Raw genomic sequence first — 20,797 nt, 5'->3', positions numbered from 1 at the left:
ATAATCGAACATTGTAGCAGTCTCATCGAACGGCCCCGTCGGGTCATGACATTTCATGAGGAAAAACCCATGTCGCAGCAACGCCTGAAAGACCGCATCGCCCTGGTCACCGGCGCCTCGTCCGGCATCGGCGAGGCCACCGCGCTGGAATTGGCCCGTCAGGGTGCCAAGGTGGCCATCGTCGCGCGCCGCCGCGAGCGCCTGGAGGCCCTTTCCCGCCAGCTCGAAAGCCTGGGTGCCGAGCCGCTGGTGTTGGTGGCCGATCTCTCCGACGAGCATCAGGCCCAGCGCGTCGTGAAGGACACCGAGGCGCATTACGGACGGCTGGACATCCTCGTCAACAATGCCGGCGTGATGTATCTGGAACCGGTGGCCGAGGCCGACCTGGGCCGCTGGCGGCGCATGCTGGAGCTCAACGTGCTCGGCCTCATCGCCTCGACGCAGGCCGCGCTGGCGGGCATGCGGGCACGCCGCGATGGCCACATCGTCAATGTGTCCTCGGTGGCCGGGCGTTTCGCCAATCCCAACGGCGGCGGCTATTCGGCGACGAAGTTCGGCGTGGTCGCCTTCTCCGAGGCGCTGCGTCGCGAGGTCTACAAGGACAACATCCGCGTCACGGTCATCGAGCCGGGCATGGTAGCCACCGAGCTTCGCGAGCACATCGCCCATGCGCCCACCCGCGAGATGGTGGAAGGCTGGACGACCGGAATGCGCCAGCTGCAAAGCCAGGACGTGGCCGAGGTGATCGCCTTCTGCGTGAGTCGTCCGGCACACGTCAACATCAACGAAGTGCTGATGCGGCCCACCGATCAAGAGCGCTGAGCTTCATCTCCCTGCGCCGCATCCGCCGGCCGCCGCGCCACCACCAGGTAGCTGTTGAACGGCGTGCGCCCCCATAAGGGCTCCATATGGACATGGAGCCCGGCCGCGCGCAGCGGCGCCGCGATTTCCTCGGCGGCGGGGTAGTGGGTGGGACGTACGCGCATCCAGCCGGAGTAATAAAGGCATTGCTCCTCGAGCACGGTGGCGTGATAGCGCCAATGGCGCTGGCGCAGCACATTGCGCAAAAGCAGCAGGCCGTCGGGCGCCACCCGCTGCGCGAGTCGCTCCAGCAACAAGGGCTGACGCCAGGCGGGCAGGTAGTGCAGGACATCGAGCAGGGCCACGTGTCCGGCGAATTCGCCCAGGCTGTCGACGTCGCCATGCTGGAAACGCAAGGCCCCACCCAGGGCCGCGGCCGCATGGCGCGCCGCCGCGATCTTGCGCTCGTCGTGGTCGATACCGAGATAGCCATGCAGCACGCCGGCCGCGTGCAGGTACTGGCCCAGCAGGCCGAGCCCGCAGCCGACGTCCAGCAGCGGCAGCGGCGCGGCGGTGGCAAGCCGGCTCGCCACCGCCGCGTACAAGGGGTCACCGGCCAGCTTGCTGCGCACGTACAGGCGCTGGGCACCTGCCGCAAAGCGCCGGATGATCGTGCGGCGCGATCCCCGGCTGAGACCGATCGCGGTCTCGCCGCCTTTCGGGGCTTGACGGACAGGGGCGGGCGTCTCCTCGATGGCCGTCATGGATCAGGTCGCGTGGATGCCGACGTGGCTGGCGTATGCGTCGCGCGTCGGCCGGTCGTTGCCGTCGCAATCGCCCCGGCGAAAGGCTCGCGCAGCTGTCAAGCCCTCCACGCCGCGCGGAAGGTCGCTGCGTTTGAGATGGCGGCGGTGCGCCTGGTCCAGGCCGGCGAAATCAGGCACGGGCGCGTGCCGGGACTGGGCAGGCTGCGGACGGCCGGTCTGGGAAGTCATGAGCGGGGTGGCGCTAAGGGCAGGGACGGCAAGCGCGGCGAAGCCTGATGCGTGCATGGCGGTGATCCTGCGAAAGCGGCCTCGTCAGGCTGGCCGGCGCGACGTGGATCCGGCGTGATCGTCTTGCAGTGCCGCATCATGCACCGGATGCCTATGCTAGCTTCGCCTGCAGCCACTAAAAGGTATGTGTCGCCATGCGCCTGATGCCGGCCGCGATACGGGAACTCAACACCGACCAGCGGCATACCGTGCTCGCCAGCTTCCTCGGCTGGACGCTGGATGCCTTCGACTACTTCCTGCTGGTGTTCGTGATCGGCGAGATCGCCCGCGACTTCCACACCAGTCCGACCCGGGTGACCACGGCGCTGTTCCTCACCCTGGCTGCGCGTCCGCTGGGCGCGCTGGTGTTCGGACGGCTGGCCGATCGCTACGGGCGGCGGCCGGTGCTGATGGTGGACGTGGTGCTCTATTCGGTGCTGGAACTTGCCTGTGCATTCGCGCCTTCGCTGAGTGCCTTGCTGGTGCTGCGATTCCTGTTTGGCATCGCCATGGGCGGGGAATGGGGCATCGGCGCCTCGCTCGCCATGGAGGCGATTCCGCCCTCCGCACGCGGCCTGGTGTCCGGGCTGCTGCAGAGCGGCTATCCGTGCGGGTATTTCCTGGGTGCGATCGCCTATTGGCTGGTCTTCGACCATTTCGGCTGGCGCGGCATGTTCGTGGTCGGCGCGCTGCCTGCTTTGCTGGTGCTTTACATCCGCCACAAGGTACCCGAGTCGCCGGTGTGGCAGGAGGCACGCAAAAACGGCACCCAGGTCAGTGCACGCGTCGCCATGCGTGGCCATTGGGGGCGCTTCGTCTATCTCATGGCGCTGATGATGGCGTTCAACATGTTCAGCCACGGCTCGCAGGACATGTATCCCACCTTCCTGAAGTCCCAGCTTCATCTGGGCACCGGCGAGGTCACGCTCCTCACCCTGCTGCTCAATCTCGGCGCCATCGTCGGCGGTCTCGCCTTCGGCGCGTGGTCGCAGCGCATCGGCCGGCGCCGGGCCATCATGATCGCCGCGCTGTTGGCGCTGCCGGTGATTCCGCTGTGGACGCATGGCGGCTCGCTGGCGATGCTCGGACTCGGCGCCTTCCTGATCCAGGTGATGGTGCAGGGCGCCTGGGGCGTGGTGCCCAGCCATCTCAACGAACTCTCGCCCGATGCGGTACGCGGCACCCTGCCGGGCTTTGCCTATCAGATGGGCAACCTGCTGGCCGCGATCACCGCCACCGCGCAGAGCTGGCTGGCCGCGCGCCACGGCGGCGATTACGCCTTCGCACTGTCGCTGTGGATCGCCGTGGTGGCCGTGCTGCTCGCACTGCTCACCCGGTTCGGGCCGGAGGCGCGTGGCATCGGTTTCGGCCGTGCCGCGGCTTCGGGTGACTCTGCGACCTAGGCTAGAATGCGCGCCTTTCACACTCGACAGGGCACGCAACATGCAGGCGGGCAAGGACAAGGTCATCGCGTTCCATTACACGCTGAGCGTGGATGGGGCCCAGGTTGAAAGCTCCCGGGATCGCGGCGAGCCGCTGTGGGTGCTGCTCGGGCATGGGCAGCTGATTACGGGTCTCGAGCGGGCGCTCGAAGGTCGCGAAGCCGGGGAGACTTTCGAGGTGGAGATTCCGCCGGCCGACGCCTACGGCGAGCGCCGCGAGGGCTTGAGCCAGCGCGTGCCCAAGAAGTACTTCCAGCAGCCGGCCAGGCTCAAGCCCGGCATGACCACCGTGCTCGCGCTCAAGGAGGGTGGCACGCGCGCCGTGGTGGTCGAGAAGGTGGGCATGACCACGGTGGATGTCGACCTCAATCACCCGCTGGCCGGCAAGACGTTGCGTTTCGACGTGGCCATCGAGACCGTACGCGAGGCCAGCGAGGAAGAGCTCCAGCACGGTCACGCCCACCCGCCGGGCGTCGCGGCGCACTGAGCGTTCCGAAAGCCGCCGATGGTCCCTGAGCTTCCACGGTCAGGGGCAGGACGCCGGGTGACCCATCGAAGCGCGTACTCCTGCCGCTTCGATGGCGCGAAACACAGCGCCGGGCGTGTTTTGGGGTTCAGTCCAGCAGCCGCTTGCCGTAGGCGAAATGCTCGCGCCAGTAGCTGCCGGACAAGTCGTCCAGACGAACCGTGCCGCCGCTGTTGGGGGCGTGCACGAAGCGACCCTGGCCCACATAGACCCCGACGTGCTCGATGCCGCTGCGACCGGTGAAGAACACCAGATCGCCGCTCGCCAATTCGGCCATGCGCGCGATCGTGCGGCCGCTTGCAGCCATCTCGCGCGCGTTGTGCGGCAGCCTGATGTCGACCGACTGGCGATAGACGTAGTCCACCAGTCCGCTGCAGTCGAAGCCGCCTTCCGGCGTATTGCCGCCCCAGCGGTAGGGCGTGCCGACCAGGCCCATGGCGCGGAACAGGATGTCGTTCGCACGCTGCGCATTCGCCGCCGATGGGGCGCGCGGCGGAAGCATCGCCAGGGCAGGGCGACTTCCGTTTTCGTGTACCGGATGACCGGCGCAGGCCGCGAGCAAGGCCAGCCCGACCATGAGCAGGCTGCGCGTGACTGATGTAACCATGCGACGCGACATGGGAAGACGGGCCTCTGGGACGGTCGCTGCGCATAATGTCGCGCCAAAGTTGCATGAGAATCAAGCGTTTTCCGCTTGCATTGCAGGAGATTCCACAGGTCATCGCGGGTGATGCGGACTTCGCCGCCGTCATGGCTCGGCGCGGCGCATGGGTCGCTAGAATGGCCGCATGGACGAGACTTCCAGCGATGTGCTGATTCTGGGTGCCGGGGTGATCGGACTGGCCTGTGCGTTGTATCTGCGGCGGGCCGGTTTCGGTGTGCGCGTACTCGATCAGGCCGCACCCGGCGCCGGCGCCTCGCACGGCAATTGCGGCACGATCACGCCGAGCCATGCGCCGCCCCTGACCATGCCAGGCAGCTTGGGTGTCGCCTGGCACGCGCTCTGGCATCGCGATGCGCCGCTCTACATCAACCCTCGCGTCGACCTCGAGCGTCTGCGCTGGCTGTTCGGCTTTGCCCGTCACTGCAATCGTCGCGACTTCGAGCATGCGGTCCATGCCCGCGCGGCGATCCTCGGGCGTTCGCGCCGGCTGCTCGCCGAACTCGTGCGCGCCGAGGGCATCGAGTGCGAATTCGTCGAGGCGGGCGAGCTCTACGTCTATCGCGATCGCGCGACCTTCGAAGCGGATCTGCGCCATCACGCCGATGTGCTCGACCGGCTCGGGATCACCGTCGAGCGGCTGGACGGCATGGCGGTGGAGGCACGCGAACCGGCGCTCAAGCCGGGCGTGGTCGGCGGGCTGTTCCATCCGGGCGACGCGCGCTTGCGACCGGACCGCTATGTCGAGGGATTGGCCCGGCGCGTGCGCGAGCTCGGCGGGGTGATCGAAAGCGATGCACGCGTCGAAGGTTTCGAGACCGATGGCCGGCAGGTGCGACGCGTGCATACCCGTCGCGGCACCTTCGTCGCCGACCATGTGGTGCTCGCGCTCGGCGCCTGGTCGCCGCGGGTTGCGCGCGGGCTCGGCTTGCGCCTGCCGATGCAGCCGGGCAAGGGCTATTCGATCACCTATGCCCGTCCGCGCCTGGCGCCGCGGCATGCACTGGTGCTGCGCGAAAGCGCGGTCTGCGTGACCACCTGGGACAGCGGCTACCGGCTCGGCAGCACGATGGAGTTTTCAGGCTACGCCGAGGGCTTGAACCGCGCCCGGCTCGATGCCCTGCGCCGCGGCGCCGCGAGCGCCCTGCATGAACCGGAGGGGCCGCGCGTGGAGGAAGAATGGTGGGGCTGGCGGCCGATGAGCGTGGATGAGATACCGATCATCGGGCCGAGCACCCGCTACGCCAATCTTTCCCTGGCCACCGCACACGGCATGCTCGGCGTCAGCATGTCGGCGGCCACCGGGGAACTCATCGCCGCGCAGCTCACCGGCACGCCGCCGGCGCTGGATCCGACACCTTACGCCCCGGCGCGTTTCGGAATCTGAGCAATGCCTTCGCCCCTCATCCACTGCCCCGGCGGAGAACGGCCTTGACCGCGTGCTACGACCTCGTCGTGCTCGGTGCCGGCTCGGCGGGGCTCAGCCTGGCCTTGCGTGCCGCCGAGCATGGGGCACGGGTCGCGATCTGCGATCCGGGACGATTGGGCGGCACCTGCGTCAACGTCGGTTGCGTGCCGAAGAAGGCCTTCTGGTACGCCGCGCAATGGGCGCAATCGCAGGCATTTGCGCGGACCTGCGGTTTCCGGCCGGCGCCAGAGGCAGCCTTGGACTGGCGACTTTTCCGCGCGCGCCGCGAGGCCTACATCGCCAGCATCCGCAGCCGCTACGCCGAGCGCTTGCGTGCGGCCGGCATCACCCTGATCGGGGCGCACGCCCGCTTGCTCGCGTCCGATCTCGTCGAAACCGCCACCGGCGCGCGCCTCGGTGCGCCCCGGGTGGCCATCGCCACCGGTGCCAGGCCGCTCCGGCCCGATCTGCCGGGCGCTGAGCTCGGCATGGTCTCGGATGACATCTTCGCTCTCGAGCGACCGCCGGGCCGCATCGCCGTGGTCGGCGGTGGCTACGTGGCGGCCGAATGCGCCAGTCTGTTGCAAGCCCTCGGCGGCGAAGTCGAGCTCCTCGTCCGTGGTCGGCTACTCGCCGGTTTCGACGAGGAGCTGGTGGGCCATCTGGCGCAGGCCATGCAGGCGCGGGGGCTGCGCATCCGCCGCCAGGTCGAGGTGCGTCGCGTGTATCGCGACGGCGCCGTATATCTGGAAGAAGCCTCCGGTGCGCGTCTGGGACCCTACGATGCCTTGCTGTGGGCGGTCGGCCGCGTGCCCAACAGTGATCTGCCCGGTCTCGATCGACTCGGCATCGCGCTGGATGAGCGAAGACGCATCCGCGTCGATCGTTATCAGGAGACCGCTGTGGCAGGCGTGTGTGCGCTTGGCGACGTCAGCGACAACCGCGCGCTGACGCCGGTGGCGATTGCGGCGGGACATGCCCTCGCCGAGCGCTGGTTCGGCGGTCGCCCCGACGCCCATCTGGAGCAGGAGTTCGTACCCAGCGTGGCCTTCACCGACCCGCCGCTCGGCGGTGTCGGTCTCGACGAAACCCAGGCCCGCGCGAGGTACGGCGAAGCCGTCCAGGCCCATGTACATGCGTTCGTGCCGATGTCCCAGGCGCTTGCCGACGGCGAGGAACGCAGCTGGGTGAAGATGCTCTGTGTCGGCCAGGAGGAACGCGTGGTTGGCCTCCATGCGTTCGGTCCCGGGGTCGATGAATACTTGCAGGGTTTTGCCGTGGCGATGCGCCAGGGACTCACCCGCCGGGATCTTCGCGCGGCGATCGCCATTCATCCCACGGCGGCGGAAGAGTTGCTGCTGCATTGAGGTGCATGGGCCGGTGTGACGGGGCTCGGGTGGGCGCGCGAGCCTTGTCGGCCGGCAAAAACGCTCATTCAGCCGCCATACGTGAGTCGGGGCACAGGCTTGCCGACGCCACGGCGATCCGGCCTTCCGGCACCTGGCGCAACCCCATTTCGAGGATAGCCATCATGCGCAAATTCTTGCTTGCTTCCCTGCTGACCTGCGCCGTGTTCGGCGGCGCCGCCTTCGCCCAGGACACGACGCCACAGAGCTCCGGACAGTCCGGACAGAGCTCCACCCAATCCACATCGGGATCGGACCAGTCCACGTCGGGCGGCAGCCAGTCGGGCCAGCAGGGTACGTCCGGCCAGAAGTCGACCATGCATCACCACCACAAGACCAAGAGTCACAAGAGCGGCGAGGGCAGCGGCCAGTCGACCCATCCCAGCAGTTCGTCCAGCAGCGGGATGTAATCATCCAGATCCATGCCTTACGGACCCCGGCGCAAGCCGGGGTTTTTTATGCCGAAGCACGCAGGGCGGAGCGACTACGGCTCAGCCCACGGCAGGCTCATCAGCCTCTGCACGGCCGACTCGTAGGCCGGCCACAGCGCATCGCCCTGGGACACGTGCAGGCCCAGATCGTTGATGTGGCCGTTGGCGAGGCTGTAGCACCAGGCGTGGATCGACAATGGCTGTCCGCGCTCCCAGGCGTCCATCACCATGCTCGTCTGGCAGACGTTGATCGCCTGTTCGATCGCGTTGAGCTCGCACAGCCGGCGATTGCGCTCGAGCGGCAGATCGATCGCGGCGAGAAAGCCGACATGGCGCCGCGCCACGTCGGCCACGTGCCGCAGCCAGTTGTCTACCAGACCGAGCCGGCGCTCGTCCAGCACCGCCTGCACGCCGCCGCAGCCATAGTGACCAACCACGATGATGTGCTCGACCTTGAGCACGTCCACCGCAAACTGGATCGTGCTCAGGCAGTTGAGGTCGGTATGCGAGACGACGTTGGCGACGTTGCGCTGGACGAAGATCTCGCCGGGCGGCAGATCGACGATCTGCGTGGCCGGCACGCGCGAGTCGGAGCAGCCGATCCACAGATACTTGGGCGACTGCTGTTCGGCCAGGCGGGCGAAGAAGCGTGGATCCTGCGCGGTCATCGCCGCCGACCAGCGGCGGTTGCTGTCGAGCAGGTCCAGCAGTGGGCTGTGGGCGGGGTCGAAAGAGCTTGTTGCCATCGGTTTTTTCAGTTCAGGGCGCGGATGTGCCCGCCGTCCACGGGAATGCTGACGCCGTTCACATAGGCTGCCGCCGGCGTGCACAGGAAGGCGATCATGGCGGCGACTTCCTCGGGCCGGCCGAAGCGGCGGGCGGGAATATCGGAAAGGAGTTCGGCGGCGATGTCATCCTCGCTGCGCCCCTCGCGGGCGGCGCGGGTGGCGAGCAGCCAGCGCAGCCGATCGGTCTCGGTATAGCTCGGCAGCACGTTGTTCACGGTGATGCCGTCGGCGGCCAATTCGGCGGAGAGGGTCTTGGACCAGCCGGCCATGGCCGCCCGCACGGTATTGGAAACGCCAAGGCCAGGAATCGGCTCCTTCACCGAGGTCGAGATCACGTTGACGATGCGCCCGTAACCGGCGGCACGCATGCCGGGCAGCACGGCCTGCATCAACACCTGCGCAGCAAGCACGTGTTGCCGGAAGGCGGCGATGAAGGCCTCCGGCTCGGCCGTGTGGATCGGTCCGCCCGGCGGCCCGCCGCTGTTGTTGATCAGGACCTGCGCCGGCGCGGCGGCGACGAGGTCGGCGGCCACGGTCTGCAGCGCCAGGGTGTCCAGCATGTCGACCACGCGCCAGGCGTGGTGCTGACCCTCGCGCACGCGCGGCAGCGCGTCGACCACCGCCTGCAGGGCCTCGGCCGAGCGGGCGAGCACGGTGACGTCGGCGCCCAGCCGGGCGAGCTCGATCGCGGCGGCACGGCCAATGCCCTGCGAGGCGCCGCAGACCAGCGCGTGTCGAGCGGAGAGATCCAGTTGCATGATGTCACCCCATGGAAAAGCGTCAGCGATGCGTGGCCAGCCATTGCACCGCCAGGGCGGCGAGCAGACCGATCCACGCCAGCCACAGCGAGGCACGCCAGATGCGATACCAGCGCCCCAGCTCGGCATCCTCGAGCAGCTGCGGCAGGGGCGGGCGCGTGCCGCGCAAAGCGCGTTGCAGCCGCAGCCAGGTGCTGAACAGATTGCTGCCGGCAATGATCTGCCACTGGCGCGGGTGCTGGTCGCGCAGACGGCATGCCATGCGGTACTGGGCAAAGTAGTACAGCACGAAGCACACCACCACTGCGGCGAGCAGGGCGAGATAGAGCAGGGCGGCGATCAACTGCCGCTCCAGGGCAGCGGCAGGGCAGTGCGCAGGGTATTGAGGATGCCGTCCCCCTGGGTTGCCTTGTCGCAGATCGCGTTGTCGACCGCCTTGCGGAAGCTGTGATTCATCAGACCCACCCAGAGCGTGCCGTCCGGCCCGTGCGGGATGCGGAAGCTGCTCTGCGTCGGCGCCACCACCGGCGAGTCGACCGAAAACACCGCCGGGGACTGCTCCCAATAGGTCGAGCCGCCTTGCTGGGCCGCCGAGCTGTAGATCACCAGATAGCGCGCCTTGGGGTTGTCGATCCGGTAACGGCCGAAGGCGCCGCTGCTCTTGTCGCTCCAGCCCATGTATTCGCACAGTGTCACGTCGCGGTGGTCGAGCGGCTGGAAGGCCTCGTCGAGCACCACCACCGTCGGCGCGAAAAGATAGCTGGCATGCAGCCAACGGCCGTTGAGCTCCGCTTTCAGCGCGATCTCATAAGGCAGCTTGACGTCGGTCGGCAGCCGGAAAGCCAGGAAATAACTGTGCGTGCCGTTGAGGTTGACCACCGGACCGCCCTGGCCGAGCGTGAAGGCTTTCGGTCGCCAGGGCAGCAGGTTGGCGTAAGAGAAGTCCGCGAAGCTGGTGCAGCACGGCGTGGCCTGTTGAAGGTTCTGCCGCGCCTGCTCCAGGGTTTTGGCCGGATCCTCGGTCGGCCGCAGGTTGGGCGGCACCAGCACCTTGGCACTCTGGCAGGCGCCGAGCAGCAGCGTCAGCGCGAGCATGGCGATGGCTGGAGGACGCGGGCGCATGGAGATCGAAAGGCTCAAAAGTCGGCGCTGCCGGCGACCCGGGGGAAGGGGATCGCATCACGGATGTTGGACAGACCGCAAACGTAGACCAGCAGACGCTCGAAGCCAAGCCCGAAGCCCGCATGCGGCACGGTGCCGTAGCGGCGCAGGTCGCGATACCAGCCGTAACGGCTCGGGTCCAGACCGAATTTCGCCATGCGCCGGTCGAGATAATCCAGCCGCTCCTCGCGCTGGCTGCCGCCGATGATCTCGCCGATGCCAGGGGCCAGCACGTCCATGGCGGCGACGGTTTTTTCGTCGTCGTTGAGGCGCATGTAGAAGGCCTTGATCGCCTCCGGGTAGTTCATCACCACCACCGGCCGGCCGACGTGTTTCTCGGCCAGGTAGCGCTCGTGCTCGGTCTGCAGGTCCGCACCCCAGGCAACCGGAAACTCGAACTTCTGCCCGGATTTCTGCAGGATGGCGATGGCCTCGCCGTAGTCGAGACGCTCGAACGGGTGGGCGATGAAGCTTTCCAGCCGGCTGATCGCCTCGGGCAGCACGCGGTCGGCGAAAAAGGCCATGTCGCCGGCGCGCTCGGTCAGCACCGCCGTGAAGATCGCCTTGAGGAAGGCCTCCGCGCAATCGGCATCGGCGGCAAGGTCGGCGAAGGCGATCTCCGGCTCCACCATCCAGAACTCGGCCAGATGGCGCGGCGTGTTGGATTTCTCCGCACGGAAGGTCGGGCCGAAGGTGTAGACCTTGCTCATCGCCAGGCAATAGGCCTCCACGTTGAGCTGCCCGGACACGGTGAGAAACGCCTCGCGGCCGAAGAAGTCCTTGCGGAAGTCCACCTTGCCGTCCGGCGTGCGGGGCAGGTTGGCCAGGTCCAGCGTGGAGACGCGGAACATGTCGCCGGCCCCCTCGGCATCGGAGGTGGTGATGATCGGCGTGTTGACCCAGAAGAAACCCTGGTCCGTGAGATGGCGGTGGATCGCGGTCATCATCGTGTGGCGCACGCGGGTCACCGCGCCGAACAGGTTGGTGCGCGGGCGCAGGTGCGCTACCTCGCGCAGGAACTCGAGCGAATGCTGCTTGGGCTGGATCGGATAGGTTTCCGGGTCGTCGACGAAGCCGGCGACCTGCACGTGCTCGGCCTGGATCTCGAAGGCCTGCCCCTTGCCGGGGGAGGGTGCGAGCGTGCCGGTGACGATCACGCTCGCCCCGGCGGTCAGGTGTTTCACCTCACTCTCGAAGTTGGGCAGCGTCGCCGGCACCACTGCCTGGATGGAATCGAAGCAGGAACCATCGTTCACATTGACAAAGGAAACGCCTGCCTTCGAGTCGCGCCGTGTGCGCACCCAGCCGCGCACGGTCACCTTCGTGCCGGCCTGAATCGCCCCGGAAAGGGCCTGTTTGACACTGCACAAGGTCGCATCGACCGCCATGACTTGAAACTCCTCGAAAGCCGCCGCATGTCTGGGCGACCGTGACCAGTGGAGACTGTCGGTGCCCGTGGGCACAGGCAAACTGCCATGATAATGGAGCGGTCCCTGGCACCGCGACCTGCCAGTCCAATACCCGTATCGCCATGACGCTCGCACTGACTCCCGCCGCCCGCCAACGCATGCAGGCCTTTCTCGCCCAGTCGCCGCAGGCCGCCGGCGTGCGCTTCGGCGTACGCCGCACGGGCTGTTCCGGCTTCGGTTACGTGGTGGACCTGGCCGGCACGGTCGAGGCGGAGGATCGCGTCATCGAGGTCGATGGCGTGCCGTTGGTGGTGGATGCCAGGAGCCTGCCGCTGGTGGACGGCACGGTGATCGACTTCCGGCGCGAGGGGCTGAACGCGAGCTTCGTCTTCCACAATCCCAACGCCACCGGCCAGTGCGGCTGCGGCGAAAGCTTCACCGTAGCCGAGGCGCACTGATACCGGCGATGCCGGCCCATGGGGCGGGCCTTTTCACCCGCCAGGTCGCCGGCTGATCGCGACTTGCCCGCAGCGCACCCGACAGCCTACAATTCCGCTTCTGTGCCAGTTTTTTTGAGTCTGCGCACAGGCCCTTGCCTCACCGCATCCAGCGGGAGGCTGCGAGGCCCTTTGGGGCCGCATCCACAAGAGGACATCCATCCAATGACCCTGCGTCATTACGAAATCGTGTTCCTGGTCCATCCCGACCAGAGCGAACAGGTACCGGCGATGCTCGAGCGTTACCGGACGCTGATCGAAAGCGACGCCGGCAAAGTGCATCGTCTGGAAGACTGGGGGCGACGCCAGCTGGCCTACTCGATCGAGAACCTGGCCAAGGCCCATTACGTCCTGCTCAACATCGAGGTCAGCCAGAACGTGCTGAACGAGCTGGAGGCGGGCTTCCGTTTCAACGATGCCGTGTTGCGCCATCTCATCATCAAGCGCGATGCCGCCGATACCGAACCTTCCTTCATCCTGAAGGCGAAGGAAAAGGACGACGCCAAATCCCCGCGTCGCCGCGACGATGATGCCGACCGCGATGGCGGCAACGACAACGACGAGTGACCCGGAGCCTTCCCATGTCCAAGTTCTTCCGCCGCCGCAAGTTCTGCCGCTTTACTGCCGAGAACGTCAAGGAGATCGACTACAAGGATCTCAACACGCTGCGCCAGTACATCACCGAGAACGGCAAGATCGTACCCAGCCGCATCACCGGCACCAAGGCGCGCTACCAGCGCCAGCTGGCCACCGCGATCAAGCGGGCACGTTTCCTGGCGTTGCTGCCTTACACCGACAACCACGACGTTTGAAGCTCATCGAGGGATGGCGCATCGGGAATCGGAAACAAAAAAGGGGCGACCTCGCGACGCCTTGACTTTCCCCGTATCCCGATCCCATTCCTCTGCCCCTCCTTCGGACAGCCGTCCCAAGGCTGCGCCGGCCTCGCCGACGCTAACGAAAAGGAACCACCATGGAACTGATTCTTCTCGAGAAAGTCCGCAACCTCGGCAACCTGGGCGACAAGGTCAAGGTCAAGCCGGGTTACGGCCGCAACTACCTGCTGCCGCAGGGCAAGGCCGTGCCGGCCACGCCGCAGAACCTCGAAGCCTTCGAGAAACGCCGTGCCGAGTACGAATCCAAGGCCAACGCCCAGCTGGCCGATGCACAGGCCCGCAAGGCACGGCTGGAAGGCGTGGAAGTGACCATCGCCGCCCACGTCAGCCCCGAAGGCAAGCTCTACGGTTCGGTCGGTCCGCGCGACATCGCCGATGCGCTGCAAGCCGCCGGTCACGAAGTCCACAAGGGTGAAGTGATCCAGGGCGAGGGCCCGATTCGCAGCACCGGCGAATACGAGGTCATCATCGCCCTGCATGCGGACGTACAGACCACGGTCAAGGTAACCGTCGTCGGCGAAAAGTAAGCCGAGCCTCGGCAGAAAACAGAGGTTTTTCGTGGATCACTGGAGCGCGATGTGGAAAATCCACGTCGCGCCAATGAGACCCTTAAACTGGCCACTCGTCTTCGTCCAGACACATCCCGATCGCCGTACGAAGGGCTGAGAGCCTCCATCGGCACGCCCGCCCTTCGGGGGCATGCCAATCGGCAAGATGCCGCAGTCGGCAGGCCGCCTAAGCCGCGGTGATTGCAATGATGGCCGCGGCGCGGCCATGCTTGCAGACTGAGCTGTTCGCGCAGCGTGGCGCCGATACCTCGCCGTGCACTTTCCCTCCACCTATCCATGCGAAGTGGGGTGCGGTAGTCAGGGCATTCGAACCGCCGGCACATCAGCGCAAAAAGCGTGATAGGCCGACCGCCCAAGTCGCTCCGAGCCGCTCCCTTTTTGAAAAGCGACAAGTCAGCATTGACGCCGCCAGCTCCGGGGCAGGGCGCGGGCCCACCAAGGTCACGGCCACCTGCGAGGTCGAGATCAAGAGCGTGACGGCTTCGCCTCGCGGGGGCTTCGCCCCCACACCCCCGGCCGTACGGCGGGCGAAGTCCTGCCGCCAGAACCGCGCCTGCTCGCACAGGAGCGGCCACAGGGCCAGCTTGCCGGGCTCGAAGCGGTAGCCGTTCGGGCTGACGAGCTCGCCGGTCCGCGCGTGCAGCGTCCAGCCCGCCCAGGCGTCGTGCAGCGCGCCCAGATCGCCCAGCCGGTGCAGCCGCAGGAGCCGCACCGCCGACCACGGCACGCGGCATCGACCGGCTTCCCAGTAGCGGACGGTGCGCAGGCTCACGCCCAGGAACTGGGCGCAAGCCTCCCGGCTCATGAAGCAGCCGTGGCGAAGCTCCCGGAAGCCTTCGGGCGACAGGAACCATTGCCGGCGCCTGGGCCTGCGTGACTTCGCATAATGTTTATTATGTCAAATAGGCGACTCGAACGCCGACGCCGCCAATCGGGGCGAGTACGACCAAAGCGGGCTGGGGTTTGCGTCCACCTGTCCGCTGCATGACATGAGTGTGTCCCTGCCGGGCGGCCGCTCGTTCGTGATTCCGTTCGGCAAGGGCTGCGAACTGGGCGGCTGGTTGCGCGCCATCGTGATTGCCTTCGCCTTCTTCGCCGCCGCCCGTATCACTGCCGGAGGGTCTGCCTGATGCTGGCCCGAATCGTGCTTGCCGTAAATCCCCAACCGCAAGGAGCCGCCATCATGGGACGCCCACGCAACCGCTTGCCGTGGCACTACGACGACCAGCGCCAAGAATTCACGACCGACGCCGGCTATCGCGTGACGCTGCACGAGCTCGCGCAACTCAGCTATGACGTGAGAAGAAACCGAATCGACCTGGTCGGACCCTGGCAAGGCTGGCGCCTGCGCGGTCCTCGCCTGCATCCGCCTCGCGCTTACGGCAACATCACGATGAAGCACGAGGTACTCGGACAATTCCTGACCTGGCTCAAAATCCAAAGCCGCTACTCAACGCAGAGGCCGATCGGCTACGCGCCCAACGCAACGGACAGGAGCAGCGATCGAACCGATCTGCGTATACGTGGTGCCGTTGACGCGGACGACATACCCGCCGACGCACTGCATGTCATCGGCGAGCTGGTAGCGGGCTCGCTCGGCCGCCTGCTGCGCAGCCCGTAAGGCTGCGCTTTGCTGCGCCTGGCGCTGCTCCTGTTCAAGCTCCTGCTGGGCGTAGTCGGTGATGCCCTGCATCACCTCCTGCGCCTGGCGAATGTCCCGAGCCCTGTCGAACTCGTGATAAAGCACATAGCCCACCACCAGCACAACCGCCGCGCCGATGATGCCCAAAGCGATCTTCGCTGAACCGTCCATCGTCTGACCCCTGTAGCTCCCCGAAAAAGCGTACGGCACGCGGCCCCTACGGGTCCACGCTCGAGCGCAAAGCAGGCCCGGCTAAAGACCATCCACCGTCCACAGGTTTTGCCGAAACTGCCAGGCAGTTTCGGCCCGAACGCCGGGCGCTGAATTAGCAAAAAGCGGTTCGGCGAGAGAAGGTAACTACCGAAGGAACGGGCGGCAAGGGATGCGGCCGGGGAAGGCATGCGACATGACAGACGATACGGCCGGCCTAGGGACGCTCCTTCCAGTCGCTCGGGCCTGCGGCCCAAGAACGTGCAAGCTCACACGTTGGGATCAGCACGAAACCAGCCGCGCAGCAGGCGATGCGAGATGACGCACTACCGCTTGAACGCGCCACGCTCGCCCAGCGCATCCGGATTCCAAGCGTGGAACTCTGGCGGCACATACGCCGCCGCCGTCGCACGCGGCCAGCCTGCGTCCGCTGCATCGTCGGCGGTCACAGCCCCACCAGCAATCGCCGGCCCTGCCGGCGACAGCTGGCGCGGCTGCACCGCCGCCTCTTGTCGCTGCTCGGCCGTCTGCAGCTGCTCGTCACCCACGAAAGGATTGTAAATGCCGTTCGCGGCGATGGACCGACACCGATCGGCCGGCATCTCATACCGCGTGCCCTGCTCGGTGTGACACGTGCAACGACCATCATCGACGGCAATGCAAAACAGCCTTGGCACACTGCGCACTTGCAGGTTGTCATAGGCCGGCGCAGACCACGGCAAACCCGGCACACGCGGCCGCATCCACGCCTCGAAATCAGACCGTCGCAAACCTTGATCGGGATCGCTAGACGAAGATGCGCCGCCCTGCTCTTTCGTCGCCGGCGTCGTGCCCGCCGTGATCGTCTCAACATTGTGCTGTTGAGCACGCCGAATCAGGAACGGGACCGAGATCACCGCAGCAACACCGATCACCAACAGGGCGATGAAGTAATAGACCTTCGCCGGTATCCGGCGCTTCATCGTGTGCAGACTGGCGGACTTGTAAAGCTCGAACACCTCCTTGGGATGCGTCCAGAGGCTCGAAATCGCGCTCTTTTGCGCAAACCGCTTTTCGGGATCATCCATGCAGCGGCCCCACTGGTAGCGGTCTACCACGTGAGTGTTGAACTTGCGGACGAGATGCACGTGCATATCCACCAGGCGACGGACATACGCGCTCATCAACGCCGGATGCTGCGTCGTGAGAATGAAATCGATGCCGTGATGGCGCACCTTCGAGAGTTTGCGGATCCACTCGGGCGTGTTGCCGCGCTCAACGGGCATCAGCTCTTGGCACTCATCGATGCAGACGATTGAACCAGGCGGCAGCTCGTCCCACCGGCGCACTTCGTCATCCGTGAGCGGCGAGGCGATGCCATCCTTAAGACCGTTGACGCCGTACACGAACACCGGCCGGCCCGGCTCTTCCTGGCGAAGCTTGAGCATCTCATGCACCAGGCCCAAGGTCTTACCGGCGCCAGGAAGGCCCGTATACAGTTTGACGGGCATCAGCTGGCCTTCTTCACGAAAAATGCCTTGGCACTGTTGACGGCCGTGCGACCGACCCAGGCACTCAGGATGATGGTAATAGCCGTGTCGATGCCGAGAAAACCGACATACTGCGCGAGATCGCCGGCCACGCTCAAACGCATGGCGATCTGCTGACGCACAGGCGCAACGACAAAGTGATATGTCGCAATGCCCACCCCTGCCCCGATGATTGCGCGCACCACAAACTCACCGGCTACGCTCAACAGGACTCGACCAATCCACGCCATGACCAAAGGCATCAGGCAGACCCTCCGGCAGTGATACGGGCGGCGGCGAAGAAGGCGAAGGCAATCACGATGGCGCGCAACCAGCCGCCCAGTTCGCAGCCCTTGCCGAACGGAATCACGAACGAGCGGCCGCCCGGCAGGGACACACTCATGTCATGCAGCGGACAGGTGGACGCAAACCCCAGCCCGCTTTGGTCGTACTCGCCCCGATTGGCGGCGTCGGCGATCGAGTCGCCCGTGCTCGCCGTGTCGCTCCACACACCATCGGCGCTCGGGCTACGCCCAGGCGCCGGCGCGTCGCCGGGCGGCGTGCCGTCACCGACCAAATCCTTGCGCGCCTGATCCGCACTCGTCTTGGCCGAACACCGATTGCGCCAAGTCTCACGCGCGATACCGCACAGCACCGCATCACCGCTGCACACCGGCGGACTGTTGCAATCGCCACCGTCGCCATAACTGCCAGGTTTCGCCGGCGCCGTACTGGCAGGAGCCGGACCGCTGTCAGTAGGTCCCTGCCCGCTGCTCGTTTGCGTGCTGGGCGAAGCAGTAAATACATTGGCTGTCACTTGCTGAACAGGCCCACCATTCGTTTGTTGCGTGTACTTGTCTTGCTGGCGTACCTGCGTTGCAGGATCGACAATGGGCGGATTGGGCGGTGCAGGCGGCGGCGAACCCACGCACAAGGTGGCGTCACCACTCGACGCACAGCCGCCAGAGGTGCGAGCCTTGGAACCGGGCACGCAAAACTGCTGGCCGCCAGACGTGGCGCAATACTGATCGGTTCCAGGATCATAGCAACTGCCGCCACCGCAAGGCTTGCTGATAACGGCAGGTTTCGGAAGATAGCTTTGCGGCGTATTCGGCGGCGGGTCATTCGTCGCACCACCTCCCGAACCGTCACACGTGGCACCGGTAGGCTTCCACGTCGCAGCCACAGCGCTAGCACCGGAAGCATTGCGCGTGATGGTTATACCGGCCGACATATCAACGGCGAAACCGCAACCATCATCACAAATACCGTCGTTTTGATTGCCGTTAAAAATAGAAAAAAATGGAGACTTGGAATTGCATCTATCCGCAACCGAACAAGGCTCATAGGGAACTCCCTGCCCACCATTGCCAGCAGCATCAAAGGCCACGATAAGAGTTCTGCCCAAAGCGACATAAGGTTTACATGTAACATAATTTTCATGAAGAAAATTCGCTTGACAATACTCGTATGCGTTCTGCATGGATGGACACCAAGAATAATCGTCAGCTTTAGAAAGTAAGGGAAAAAACAAAATGGCGTAAATAATCAATCGTCCCGCGATGGCCCGAATAGTATCCATCCAGCCCCCAGCATTGCGATAAGTACGAAATATCCGGCCATGACGATAGGTTAATACCTGCGAATTAGGGGACAAACGTACGTTTGTCCCCTAATCCTCCGGTCTTAACCGGCCCCCTTGATCCACTTGTACAGCTTGATGCCGTAATGCATCGACAAGACGGCAACGCCAATCGCAGCACCAGCCGTCGCAGCTTCGCCAATGGTGGAAACGATATCGGTGGTATCCACCGCAGCAAACGCAAAAAGCGGGGAGAGCGAACCGGCCACGAGGCCAGCACCAACCTTCAACTTCATCGTGTTCATGCTTCAGTCTCCAGCCCGCCGGAGTACGCGATAAACGTATGCCGTCGCCCAGCAGGCCAAAATCGCGACAGATACGGCGACGCCGGACGAGGCGTCTAGTTCAGGCAAAAGCCCCTGCTGATGAATCCAGACCGGATGCGTGCAAATCCCGGTCGTGGTGTCCAGGTCTGCGGCATCGCAAGCCATCTGCAACAGAGATTCGTTCATGGGCAGGGGCTCACTCATCAGAAAAGGTTTTTCGGAGAACGGTTTGGCGATCCCCTTCGGGGCCGGGCTGCTACGGGTTCGGCTTTCGCCTCATCCCAGCCGGAAACCGGCTGGGACTTCGCCCTTCGCATCCCTATCGCATCAGGCAGCCTTGGAGTCCGCCTTAATGGGCACGAACTCGCGGCCGATCTGAAGCCGGCCATTGCGGTCGAGATATAAGCCGGTCGCCCTGACCTGATAATCGCCAGGCGGCAGGAAGTGCGAATTTTTGGAAGGATCAAAATACTGCTCGAACTCTTCAACCCTGCCCTCGCCTTTCACAATGCCGCAGGTCTGGAATCCATGACGGCGCGACGGATCGTTACGATCTGGAGTAATGCGAACCTCGTTATAGGCGCGCAAAATGGTGTAGTTAGGATGCGTAGACATGACTGTTTCTCCGTGATCTAGACAGATGGTTCGGCGGTGACAAATGCGGCGAATGCAACGCCTATGGATTCCCGACCAAGCGGGTTTTCTTGCAACCAGCGCGGCCGACATGACCGCGCGATGCGACGACGGACAAACGCACCGAGGGCGTGATCGTCCAAACTCAATTCAGCGACAAGGTTCAGAAGGCCGCCGTACTGGCGGCGGCAATGACGAAGGGCGCGAAAAATGTTGGCCTTGGAACGCTCGACGGCCGTACGAAAGGACGACATGACGGCGCTGATCCAGCTCAAGGCCGGGTACTCGCTGACGACGAATTCCCATGGCGCCTCGAGAACAGCAGTCGGGATCGGCCGATTGCGGGCGTAGAACCGGGCCTCCCACCGAACCCAGTTCACACCCTCGTCACCGTCACGCAAGCCCTGCTCCCTGCCCTTCTCGTACACGACGAGCTGACGGGTGGCCGTCTTCTTGCCTATGTACAGGGTGAAGCCGCTGCCATCGTTCCAGCCCAGGCGCTGGATGGCGGGCCGCTTGAAAGCACCGTCGAACTGGCCGGCCTCGTACATCTCAAGGGCGGTCGCCAGATTGCGCGTGCCGGCATAGTCGTCGTGCGCGGCATGGTACTCGGTGATCCTAGCGCCCACCGCGTCCAACAGGCGGCGGACGTGACCCCACGCTTCCGCGAAGGGTCGCGCCGCCGTAACGCGGGCGCATCCTGCGCCGGTCAACTCAATGGACGCGGTGCCCCGCTGACGGTCGCCGCCGAAAGAGACGTCGCCGCACGGCTGACCGTCCGGCGTGAGCAACTCGAAGTGATAGGTATAGCCGCGCCGACCACCGCGCCGCTCCGCTTCCATGACGATACCGCTACCAGGGAAGAACTCCTGCAAGAACTCGTAGACCCGGCGCGCCTGGGCGTCGGCATCGTAGGCATCGCCCAACACATGCCGCTCAGCCACCGTGAAACGCAGAAAGTCCGCGATCATCGGAAGCCGGCTGTTAAGGTTGGTAGGTCCCCTGTTAGCCGCCGGGACCCCTGGAAGGCCGCGCTTCATGCACGCACTCCTTCAAGCGTCGCGCGCTGACGGGCGACGAGACGACGTAGCGAGAAGAAGACGCGAAGC

The 20,797-nt window shown here is 65.3% G+C and carries 28 protein-coding genes; 11 read left to right on the top strand and 17 right to left on the bottom strand.

Going from position 1 to position 20,797, the window contains the following annotated elements; genetic code table 11:
- Window positions 1-69 precede the first annotated feature (69 nt).
- Window positions 70-822 carry an SDR family NAD(P)-dependent oxidoreductase gene (locus ALSL_RS06930; RefSeq protein ID WP_126537727.1) on the top strand — a complete coding sequence of 251 codons (753 nt, stop codon included), beginning with the start codon at window positions 70-72 and terminating at the stop codon, window positions 820-822.
- Here ALSL_RS06930 and ALSL_RS06925 read toward each other — a convergent pair.
- The gene (locus ALSL_RS06925; protein ID WP_126537725.1) at window positions 810-1,565 is read right to left on the bottom strand and encodes a class I SAM-dependent methyltransferase; all 756 of its coding nucleotides are present in this window, start codon (window positions 1,563-1,565) and stop codon (window positions 810-812) included. The two genes, ALSL_RS06930 and ALSL_RS06925, sit on opposite strands and share 13 nt — an antisense overlap.
- Before the next feature lie 3 nt (window positions 1,566-1,568).
- On the bottom strand, window positions 1,569-1,853 hold the full coding sequence (locus tag ALSL_RS06920; RefSeq protein WP_126537723.1) for a hypothetical protein: 285 nt from the start codon (window positions 1,851-1,853) through the stop codon (window positions 1,569-1,571).
- Between the two features lie 146 nt (window positions 1,854-1,999).
- Between ALSL_RS06920 and ALSL_RS06915 the strand changes: the two genes are divergently transcribed.
- Window positions 2,000-3,238 (top strand): MFS transporter, encoded by a 1,239-nt coding sequence (locus ALSL_RS06915; RefSeq protein WP_425479013.1) that lies wholly within the window; start codon window positions 2,000-2,002, stop codon window positions 3,236-3,238.
- 40 nt (window positions 3,239-3,278) lie between these two features.
- Complete coding sequence (locus tag ALSL_RS06910; RefSeq protein ID WP_126537718.1) at window positions 3,279-3,764, top strand: FKBP-type peptidyl-prolyl cis-trans isomerase; 486 nt, start codon at window positions 3,279-3,281, stop codon at window positions 3,762-3,764.
- Window positions 3,765-3,891: 127 nt separating this feature from the next.
- Here ALSL_RS06910 and ALSL_RS06905 read toward each other — a convergent pair whose 3' ends face one another.
- A complete protein-coding gene (locus ALSL_RS06905) occupies window positions 3,892-4,410 on the bottom strand; it encodes a C40 family peptidase (protein WP_231700183.1) in 519 nt (172 codons plus the stop codon).
- 181 nt (window positions 4,411-4,591) lie between these two features.
- On the opposite strand from ALSL_RS06905, the gene ALSL_RS06900 reads away from it, so the two are divergent.
- The 3 genes from ALSL_RS06900 (at window position 4,592) to ALSL_RS06890 (ending at window position 7,688) form a co-directional block, all read left to right on the top strand.
- Complete coding sequence (locus ALSL_RS06900; protein ID WP_126537714.1) at window positions 4,592-5,851, top strand: NAD(P)/FAD-dependent oxidoreductase; 1,260 nt, start codon at window positions 4,592-4,594, stop codon at window positions 5,849-5,851.
- A gap of 44 nt (window positions 5,852-5,895) precedes the next feature.
- On the top strand, window positions 5,896-7,239 hold the full coding sequence (locus ALSL_RS06895) for an FAD-dependent oxidoreductase (RefSeq protein ID WP_126537712.1): 1,344 nt from the start codon (window positions 5,896-5,898) through the stop codon (window positions 7,237-7,239).
- 164 nt (window positions 7,240-7,403) lie between these two features.
- Entirely contained in the window at window positions 7,404-7,688 is a 285-nt protein-coding gene (locus ALSL_RS06890; protein WP_126537710.1) for a hypothetical protein, read from the top strand.
- A 74-nt stretch (window positions 7,689-7,762) separates the two neighbouring features.
- Here the strand turns inward: ALSL_RS06890 and ALSL_RS06885 are convergent, their stop codons facing one another.
- From ALSL_RS06885 to asnS, 5 genes are read right to left on the bottom strand one after another with little or no spacing between them, the layout of a single operon-like run.
- A complete protein-coding gene (locus ALSL_RS06885) occupies window positions 7,763-8,455 on the bottom strand; it encodes a carbonic anhydrase (protein ID WP_126537708.1) in 693 nt (230 codons plus the stop codon).
- Between the two features lie 8 nt (window positions 8,456-8,463).
- Window positions 8,464-9,255: an SDR family oxidoreductase gene (locus ALSL_RS06880; RefSeq protein WP_126537706.1), complete on the bottom strand. Its 792-nt coding sequence runs from the start codon at window positions 9,253-9,255 to the stop codon at window positions 8,464-8,466.
- Between the two features lie 22 nt (window positions 9,256-9,277).
- Complete coding sequence (locus ALSL_RS06875; RefSeq protein ID WP_126537704.1) at window positions 9,278-9,598, bottom strand: hypothetical protein; 321 nt, start codon at window positions 9,596-9,598, stop codon at window positions 9,278-9,280.
- Window positions 9,595-10,377: a MalM family protein gene (locus ALSL_RS06870; protein ID WP_126537702.1), complete on the bottom strand. Its 783-nt coding sequence runs from the start codon at window positions 10,375-10,377 to the stop codon at window positions 9,595-9,597. Before ALSL_RS06870 ends, ALSL_RS06875 begins: the two co-directional genes overlap by 4 nt.
- Before the next feature lie 14 nt (window positions 10,378-10,391).
- Entirely contained in the window at window positions 10,392-11,804 is a 1,413-nt protein-coding gene (asnS, locus tag ALSL_RS06865; RefSeq protein WP_126537697.1) for an asparagine--tRNA ligase, read from the bottom strand.
- A gap of 143 nt (window positions 11,805-11,947) precedes the next feature.
- Here asnS and ALSL_RS06860 point away from each other — a divergent pair, with 143 nt between their 5' ends.
- The 4 genes from ALSL_RS06860 to rplI all read left to right on the top strand — a co-directional run bounded on the left by ALSL_RS06860 (window position 11,948) and on the right by rplI (window position 13,745).
- Window positions 11,948-12,283: a HesB/IscA family protein gene (locus ALSL_RS06860; RefSeq protein ID WP_126537694.1), complete on the top strand. Its 336-nt coding sequence runs from the start codon at window positions 11,948-11,950 to the stop codon at window positions 12,281-12,283.
- Between the two features lie 204 nt (window positions 12,284-12,487).
- On the top strand, window positions 12,488-12,889 hold the full coding sequence (rpsF, locus tag ALSL_RS06855) for a 30S ribosomal protein S6 (protein ID WP_126537692.1): 402 nt from the start codon (window positions 12,488-12,490) through the stop codon (window positions 12,887-12,889).
- Window positions 12,890-12,903: 14 nt separating this feature from the next.
- On the top strand, window positions 12,904-13,134 hold the full coding sequence (rpsR, locus tag ALSL_RS06850) for a 30S ribosomal protein S18 (RefSeq protein WP_074552179.1): 231 nt from the start codon (window positions 12,904-12,906) through the stop codon (window positions 13,132-13,134).
- A 161-nt stretch (window positions 13,135-13,295) separates the two neighbouring features.
- Window positions 13,296-13,745 carry a 50S ribosomal protein L9 gene (gene rplI, locus ALSL_RS06845; RefSeq protein WP_126537690.1) on the top strand — a complete coding sequence of 150 codons (450 nt, stop codon included), beginning with the start codon at window positions 13,296-13,298 and terminating at the stop codon, window positions 13,743-13,745.
- A gap of 364 nt (window positions 13,746-14,109) precedes the next feature.
- Here rplI and ALSL_RS06840 read toward each other — a convergent pair whose 3' ends face one another.
- Window positions 14,110-14,592, bottom strand: coding sequence for a VC1465 family Xer recombination activation factor (locus tag ALSL_RS06840; RefSeq protein WP_126540085.1), 483 nt, complete (start codon window positions 14,590-14,592; stop codon window positions 14,110-14,112).
- Between the two features lie 184 nt (window positions 14,593-14,776).
- Between ALSL_RS06840 and ALSL_RS13575 the strand changes: the two genes are divergently transcribed.
- Window positions 14,777-14,917, top strand: coding sequence for a virulence factor TspB C-terminal domain-related protein (locus ALSL_RS13575; protein ID WP_161970938.1), 141 nt, complete (start codon window positions 14,777-14,779; stop codon window positions 14,915-14,917).
- A 320-nt stretch (window positions 14,918-15,237) separates the two neighbouring features.
- On the opposite strand, the gene ALSL_RS06835 is transcribed toward ALSL_RS13575, so the two are convergent.
- From ALSL_RS06835 to ALSL_RS06800, 8 genes are all read right to left on the bottom strand, one after another.
- Entirely contained in the window at window positions 15,238-15,600 is a 363-nt protein-coding gene (locus ALSL_RS06835; protein WP_126537688.1) for a hypothetical protein, read from the bottom strand.
- A 365-nt stretch (window positions 15,601-15,965) separates the two neighbouring features.
- Complete coding sequence (locus ALSL_RS06830) at window positions 15,966-17,129, bottom strand: zonular occludens toxin domain-containing protein (protein WP_126537686.1); 1,164 nt, start codon at window positions 17,127-17,129, stop codon at window positions 15,966-15,968.
- Window positions 17,129-17,410: a DUF2523 family protein gene (locus tag ALSL_RS06825; protein ID WP_126537684.1), complete on the bottom strand. Its 282-nt coding sequence runs from the start codon at window positions 17,408-17,410 to the stop codon at window positions 17,129-17,131. The genes ALSL_RS06830 and ALSL_RS06825 overlap by 1 nt, the downstream gene beginning before the upstream one ends.
- The gene (locus ALSL_RS06820; RefSeq protein WP_126537682.1) at window positions 17,410-18,804 is read right to left on the bottom strand and encodes a virulence factor TspB C-terminal domain-related protein; all 1,395 of its coding nucleotides are present in this window, start codon (window positions 18,802-18,804) and stop codon (window positions 17,410-17,412) included. The genes ALSL_RS06825 and ALSL_RS06820 overlap by 1 nt, the downstream gene beginning before the upstream one ends.
- A gap of 29 nt (window positions 18,805-18,833) precedes the next feature.
- Window positions 18,834-19,034, bottom strand: coding sequence for a major capsid protein (locus tag ALSL_RS06815; RefSeq protein ID WP_198410641.1), 201 nt, complete (start codon window positions 19,032-19,034; stop codon window positions 18,834-18,836).
- 3 nt (window positions 19,035-19,037) lie between these two features.
- Complete coding sequence (locus tag ALSL_RS06810; protein ID WP_126537680.1) at window positions 19,038-19,241, bottom strand: hypothetical protein; 204 nt, start codon at window positions 19,239-19,241, stop codon at window positions 19,038-19,040.
- Window positions 19,242-19,382: 141 nt separating this feature from the next.
- A complete protein-coding gene (locus tag ALSL_RS06805) occupies window positions 19,383-19,670 on the bottom strand; it encodes a hypothetical protein (RefSeq protein ID WP_126537678.1) in 288 nt (95 codons plus the stop codon).
- Window positions 19,671-19,687: 17 nt separating this feature from the next.
- Window positions 19,688-20,659 (bottom strand): replication initiation factor domain-containing protein, encoded by a 972-nt coding sequence (locus ALSL_RS06800; RefSeq protein WP_161970937.1) that lies wholly within the window; start codon window positions 20,657-20,659, stop codon window positions 19,688-19,690.
- Window positions 20,660-20,797: the final 138 nt, after the last annotated feature.

Source organism: Aerosticca soli (assembly GCF_003967035.1).
Lineage (GTDB): Bacteria > Pseudomonadota > Gammaproteobacteria > Xanthomonadales > Rhodanobacteraceae > Aerosticca > Aerosticca soli.
Note: the sequence above shows the minus strand (reverse complement) of the source record. Positions and strands in the feature narration are given on the sequence as shown.

Coding starts and splice junctions, on each gene's coding strand:
- ALSL_RS06930 (WP_126537727.1), top strand. CDS start 70: ATGTCGCAGCAACGCCTGAAAGACCGCATCGCCCTGGTCACCGGCGCC.
- ALSL_RS06925 (WP_126537725.1), bottom strand. CDS start 1,565: ATGACGGCCATCGAGGAGACGCCCGCCCCTGTCCGTCAAGCCCCGAAA.
- ALSL_RS06920 (WP_126537723.1), bottom strand. CDS start 1,853: ATGCACGCATCAGGCTTCGCCGCGCTTGCCGTCCCTGCCCTTAGCGCC.
- ALSL_RS06915 (WP_425479013.1), top strand. CDS start 2,000: ATGCCGGCCGCGATACGGGAACTCAACACCGACCAGCGGCATACCGTG.
- ALSL_RS06910 (WP_126537718.1), top strand. CDS start 3,279: ATGCAGGCGGGCAAGGACAAGGTCATCGCGTTCCATTACACGCTGAGC.
- ALSL_RS06905 (WP_231700183.1), bottom strand. CDS start 4,410: ATGGTTACATCAGTCACGCGCAGCCTGCTCATGGTCGGGCTGGCCTTG.
- ALSL_RS06900 (WP_126537714.1), top strand. CDS start 4,592: ATGGACGAGACTTCCAGCGATGTGCTGATTCTGGGTGCCGGGGTGATC.
- ALSL_RS06890 (WP_126537710.1), top strand. CDS start 7,404: ATGCGCAAATTCTTGCTTGCTTCCCTGCTGACCTGCGCCGTGTTCGGC.
- ALSL_RS06885 (WP_126537708.1), bottom strand. CDS start 8,455: ATGGCAACAAGCTCTTTCGACCCCGCCCACAGCCCACTGCTGGACCTG.
- ALSL_RS06880 (WP_126537706.1), bottom strand. CDS start 9,255: ATGCAACTGGATCTCTCCGCTCGACACGCGCTGGTCTGCGGCGCCTCG.
- ALSL_RS06870 (WP_126537702.1), bottom strand. CDS start 10,377: ATGCGCCCGCGTCCTCCAGCCATCGCCATGCTCGCGCTGACGCTGCTG.
- asnS (WP_126537697.1), bottom strand. CDS start 11,804: ATGGCGGTCGATGCGACCTTGTGCAGTGTCAAACAGGCCCTTTCCGGG.
- ALSL_RS06860 (WP_126537694.1), top strand. CDS start 11,948: ATGACGCTCGCACTGACTCCCGCCGCCCGCCAACGCATGCAGGCCTTT.
- rpsF (WP_126537692.1), top strand. CDS start 12,488: ATGACCCTGCGTCATTACGAAATCGTGTTCCTGGTCCATCCCGACCAG.
- rpsR (WP_074552179.1), top strand. CDS start 12,904: ATGTCCAAGTTCTTCCGCCGCCGCAAGTTCTGCCGCTTTACTGCCGAG.
- rplI (WP_126537690.1), top strand. CDS start 13,296: ATGGAACTGATTCTTCTCGAGAAAGTCCGCAACCTCGGCAACCTGGGC.
- ALSL_RS06840 (WP_126540085.1), bottom strand. CDS start 14,592: ATGAGCCGGGAGGCTTGCGCCCAGTTCCTGGGCGTGAGCCTGCGCACC.
- ALSL_RS13575 (WP_161970938.1), top strand. CDS start 14,777: ATGAGTGTGTCCCTGCCGGGCGGCCGCTCGTTCGTGATTCCGTTCGGC.
- ALSL_RS06835 (WP_126537688.1), bottom strand. CDS start 15,600: ATGGACGGTTCAGCGAAGATCGCTTTGGGCATCATCGGCGCGGCGGTT.
- ALSL_RS06830 (WP_126537686.1), bottom strand. CDS start 17,129: ATGCCCGTCAAACTGTATACGGGCCTTCCTGGCGCCGGTAAGACCTTG.
- ALSL_RS06825 (WP_126537684.1), bottom strand. CDS start 17,410: ATGCCTTTGGTCATGGCGTGGATTGGTCGAGTCCTGTTGAGCGTAGCC.
- ALSL_RS06815 (WP_198410641.1), bottom strand. CDS start 19,034: ATGAACACGATGAAGTTGAAGGTTGGTGCTGGCCTCGTGGCCGGTTCG.
- ALSL_RS06810 (WP_126537680.1), bottom strand. CDS start 19,241: ATGAACGAATCTCTGTTGCAGATGGCTTGCGATGCCGCAGACCTGGAC.
- ALSL_RS06805 (WP_126537678.1), bottom strand. CDS start 19,670: ATGTCTACGCATCCTAACTACACCATTTTGCGCGCCTATAACGAGGTT.
- ALSL_RS06800 (WP_161970937.1), bottom strand. CDS start 20,659: ATGATCGCGGACTTTCTGCGTTTCACGGTGGCTGAGCGGCATGTGTTG.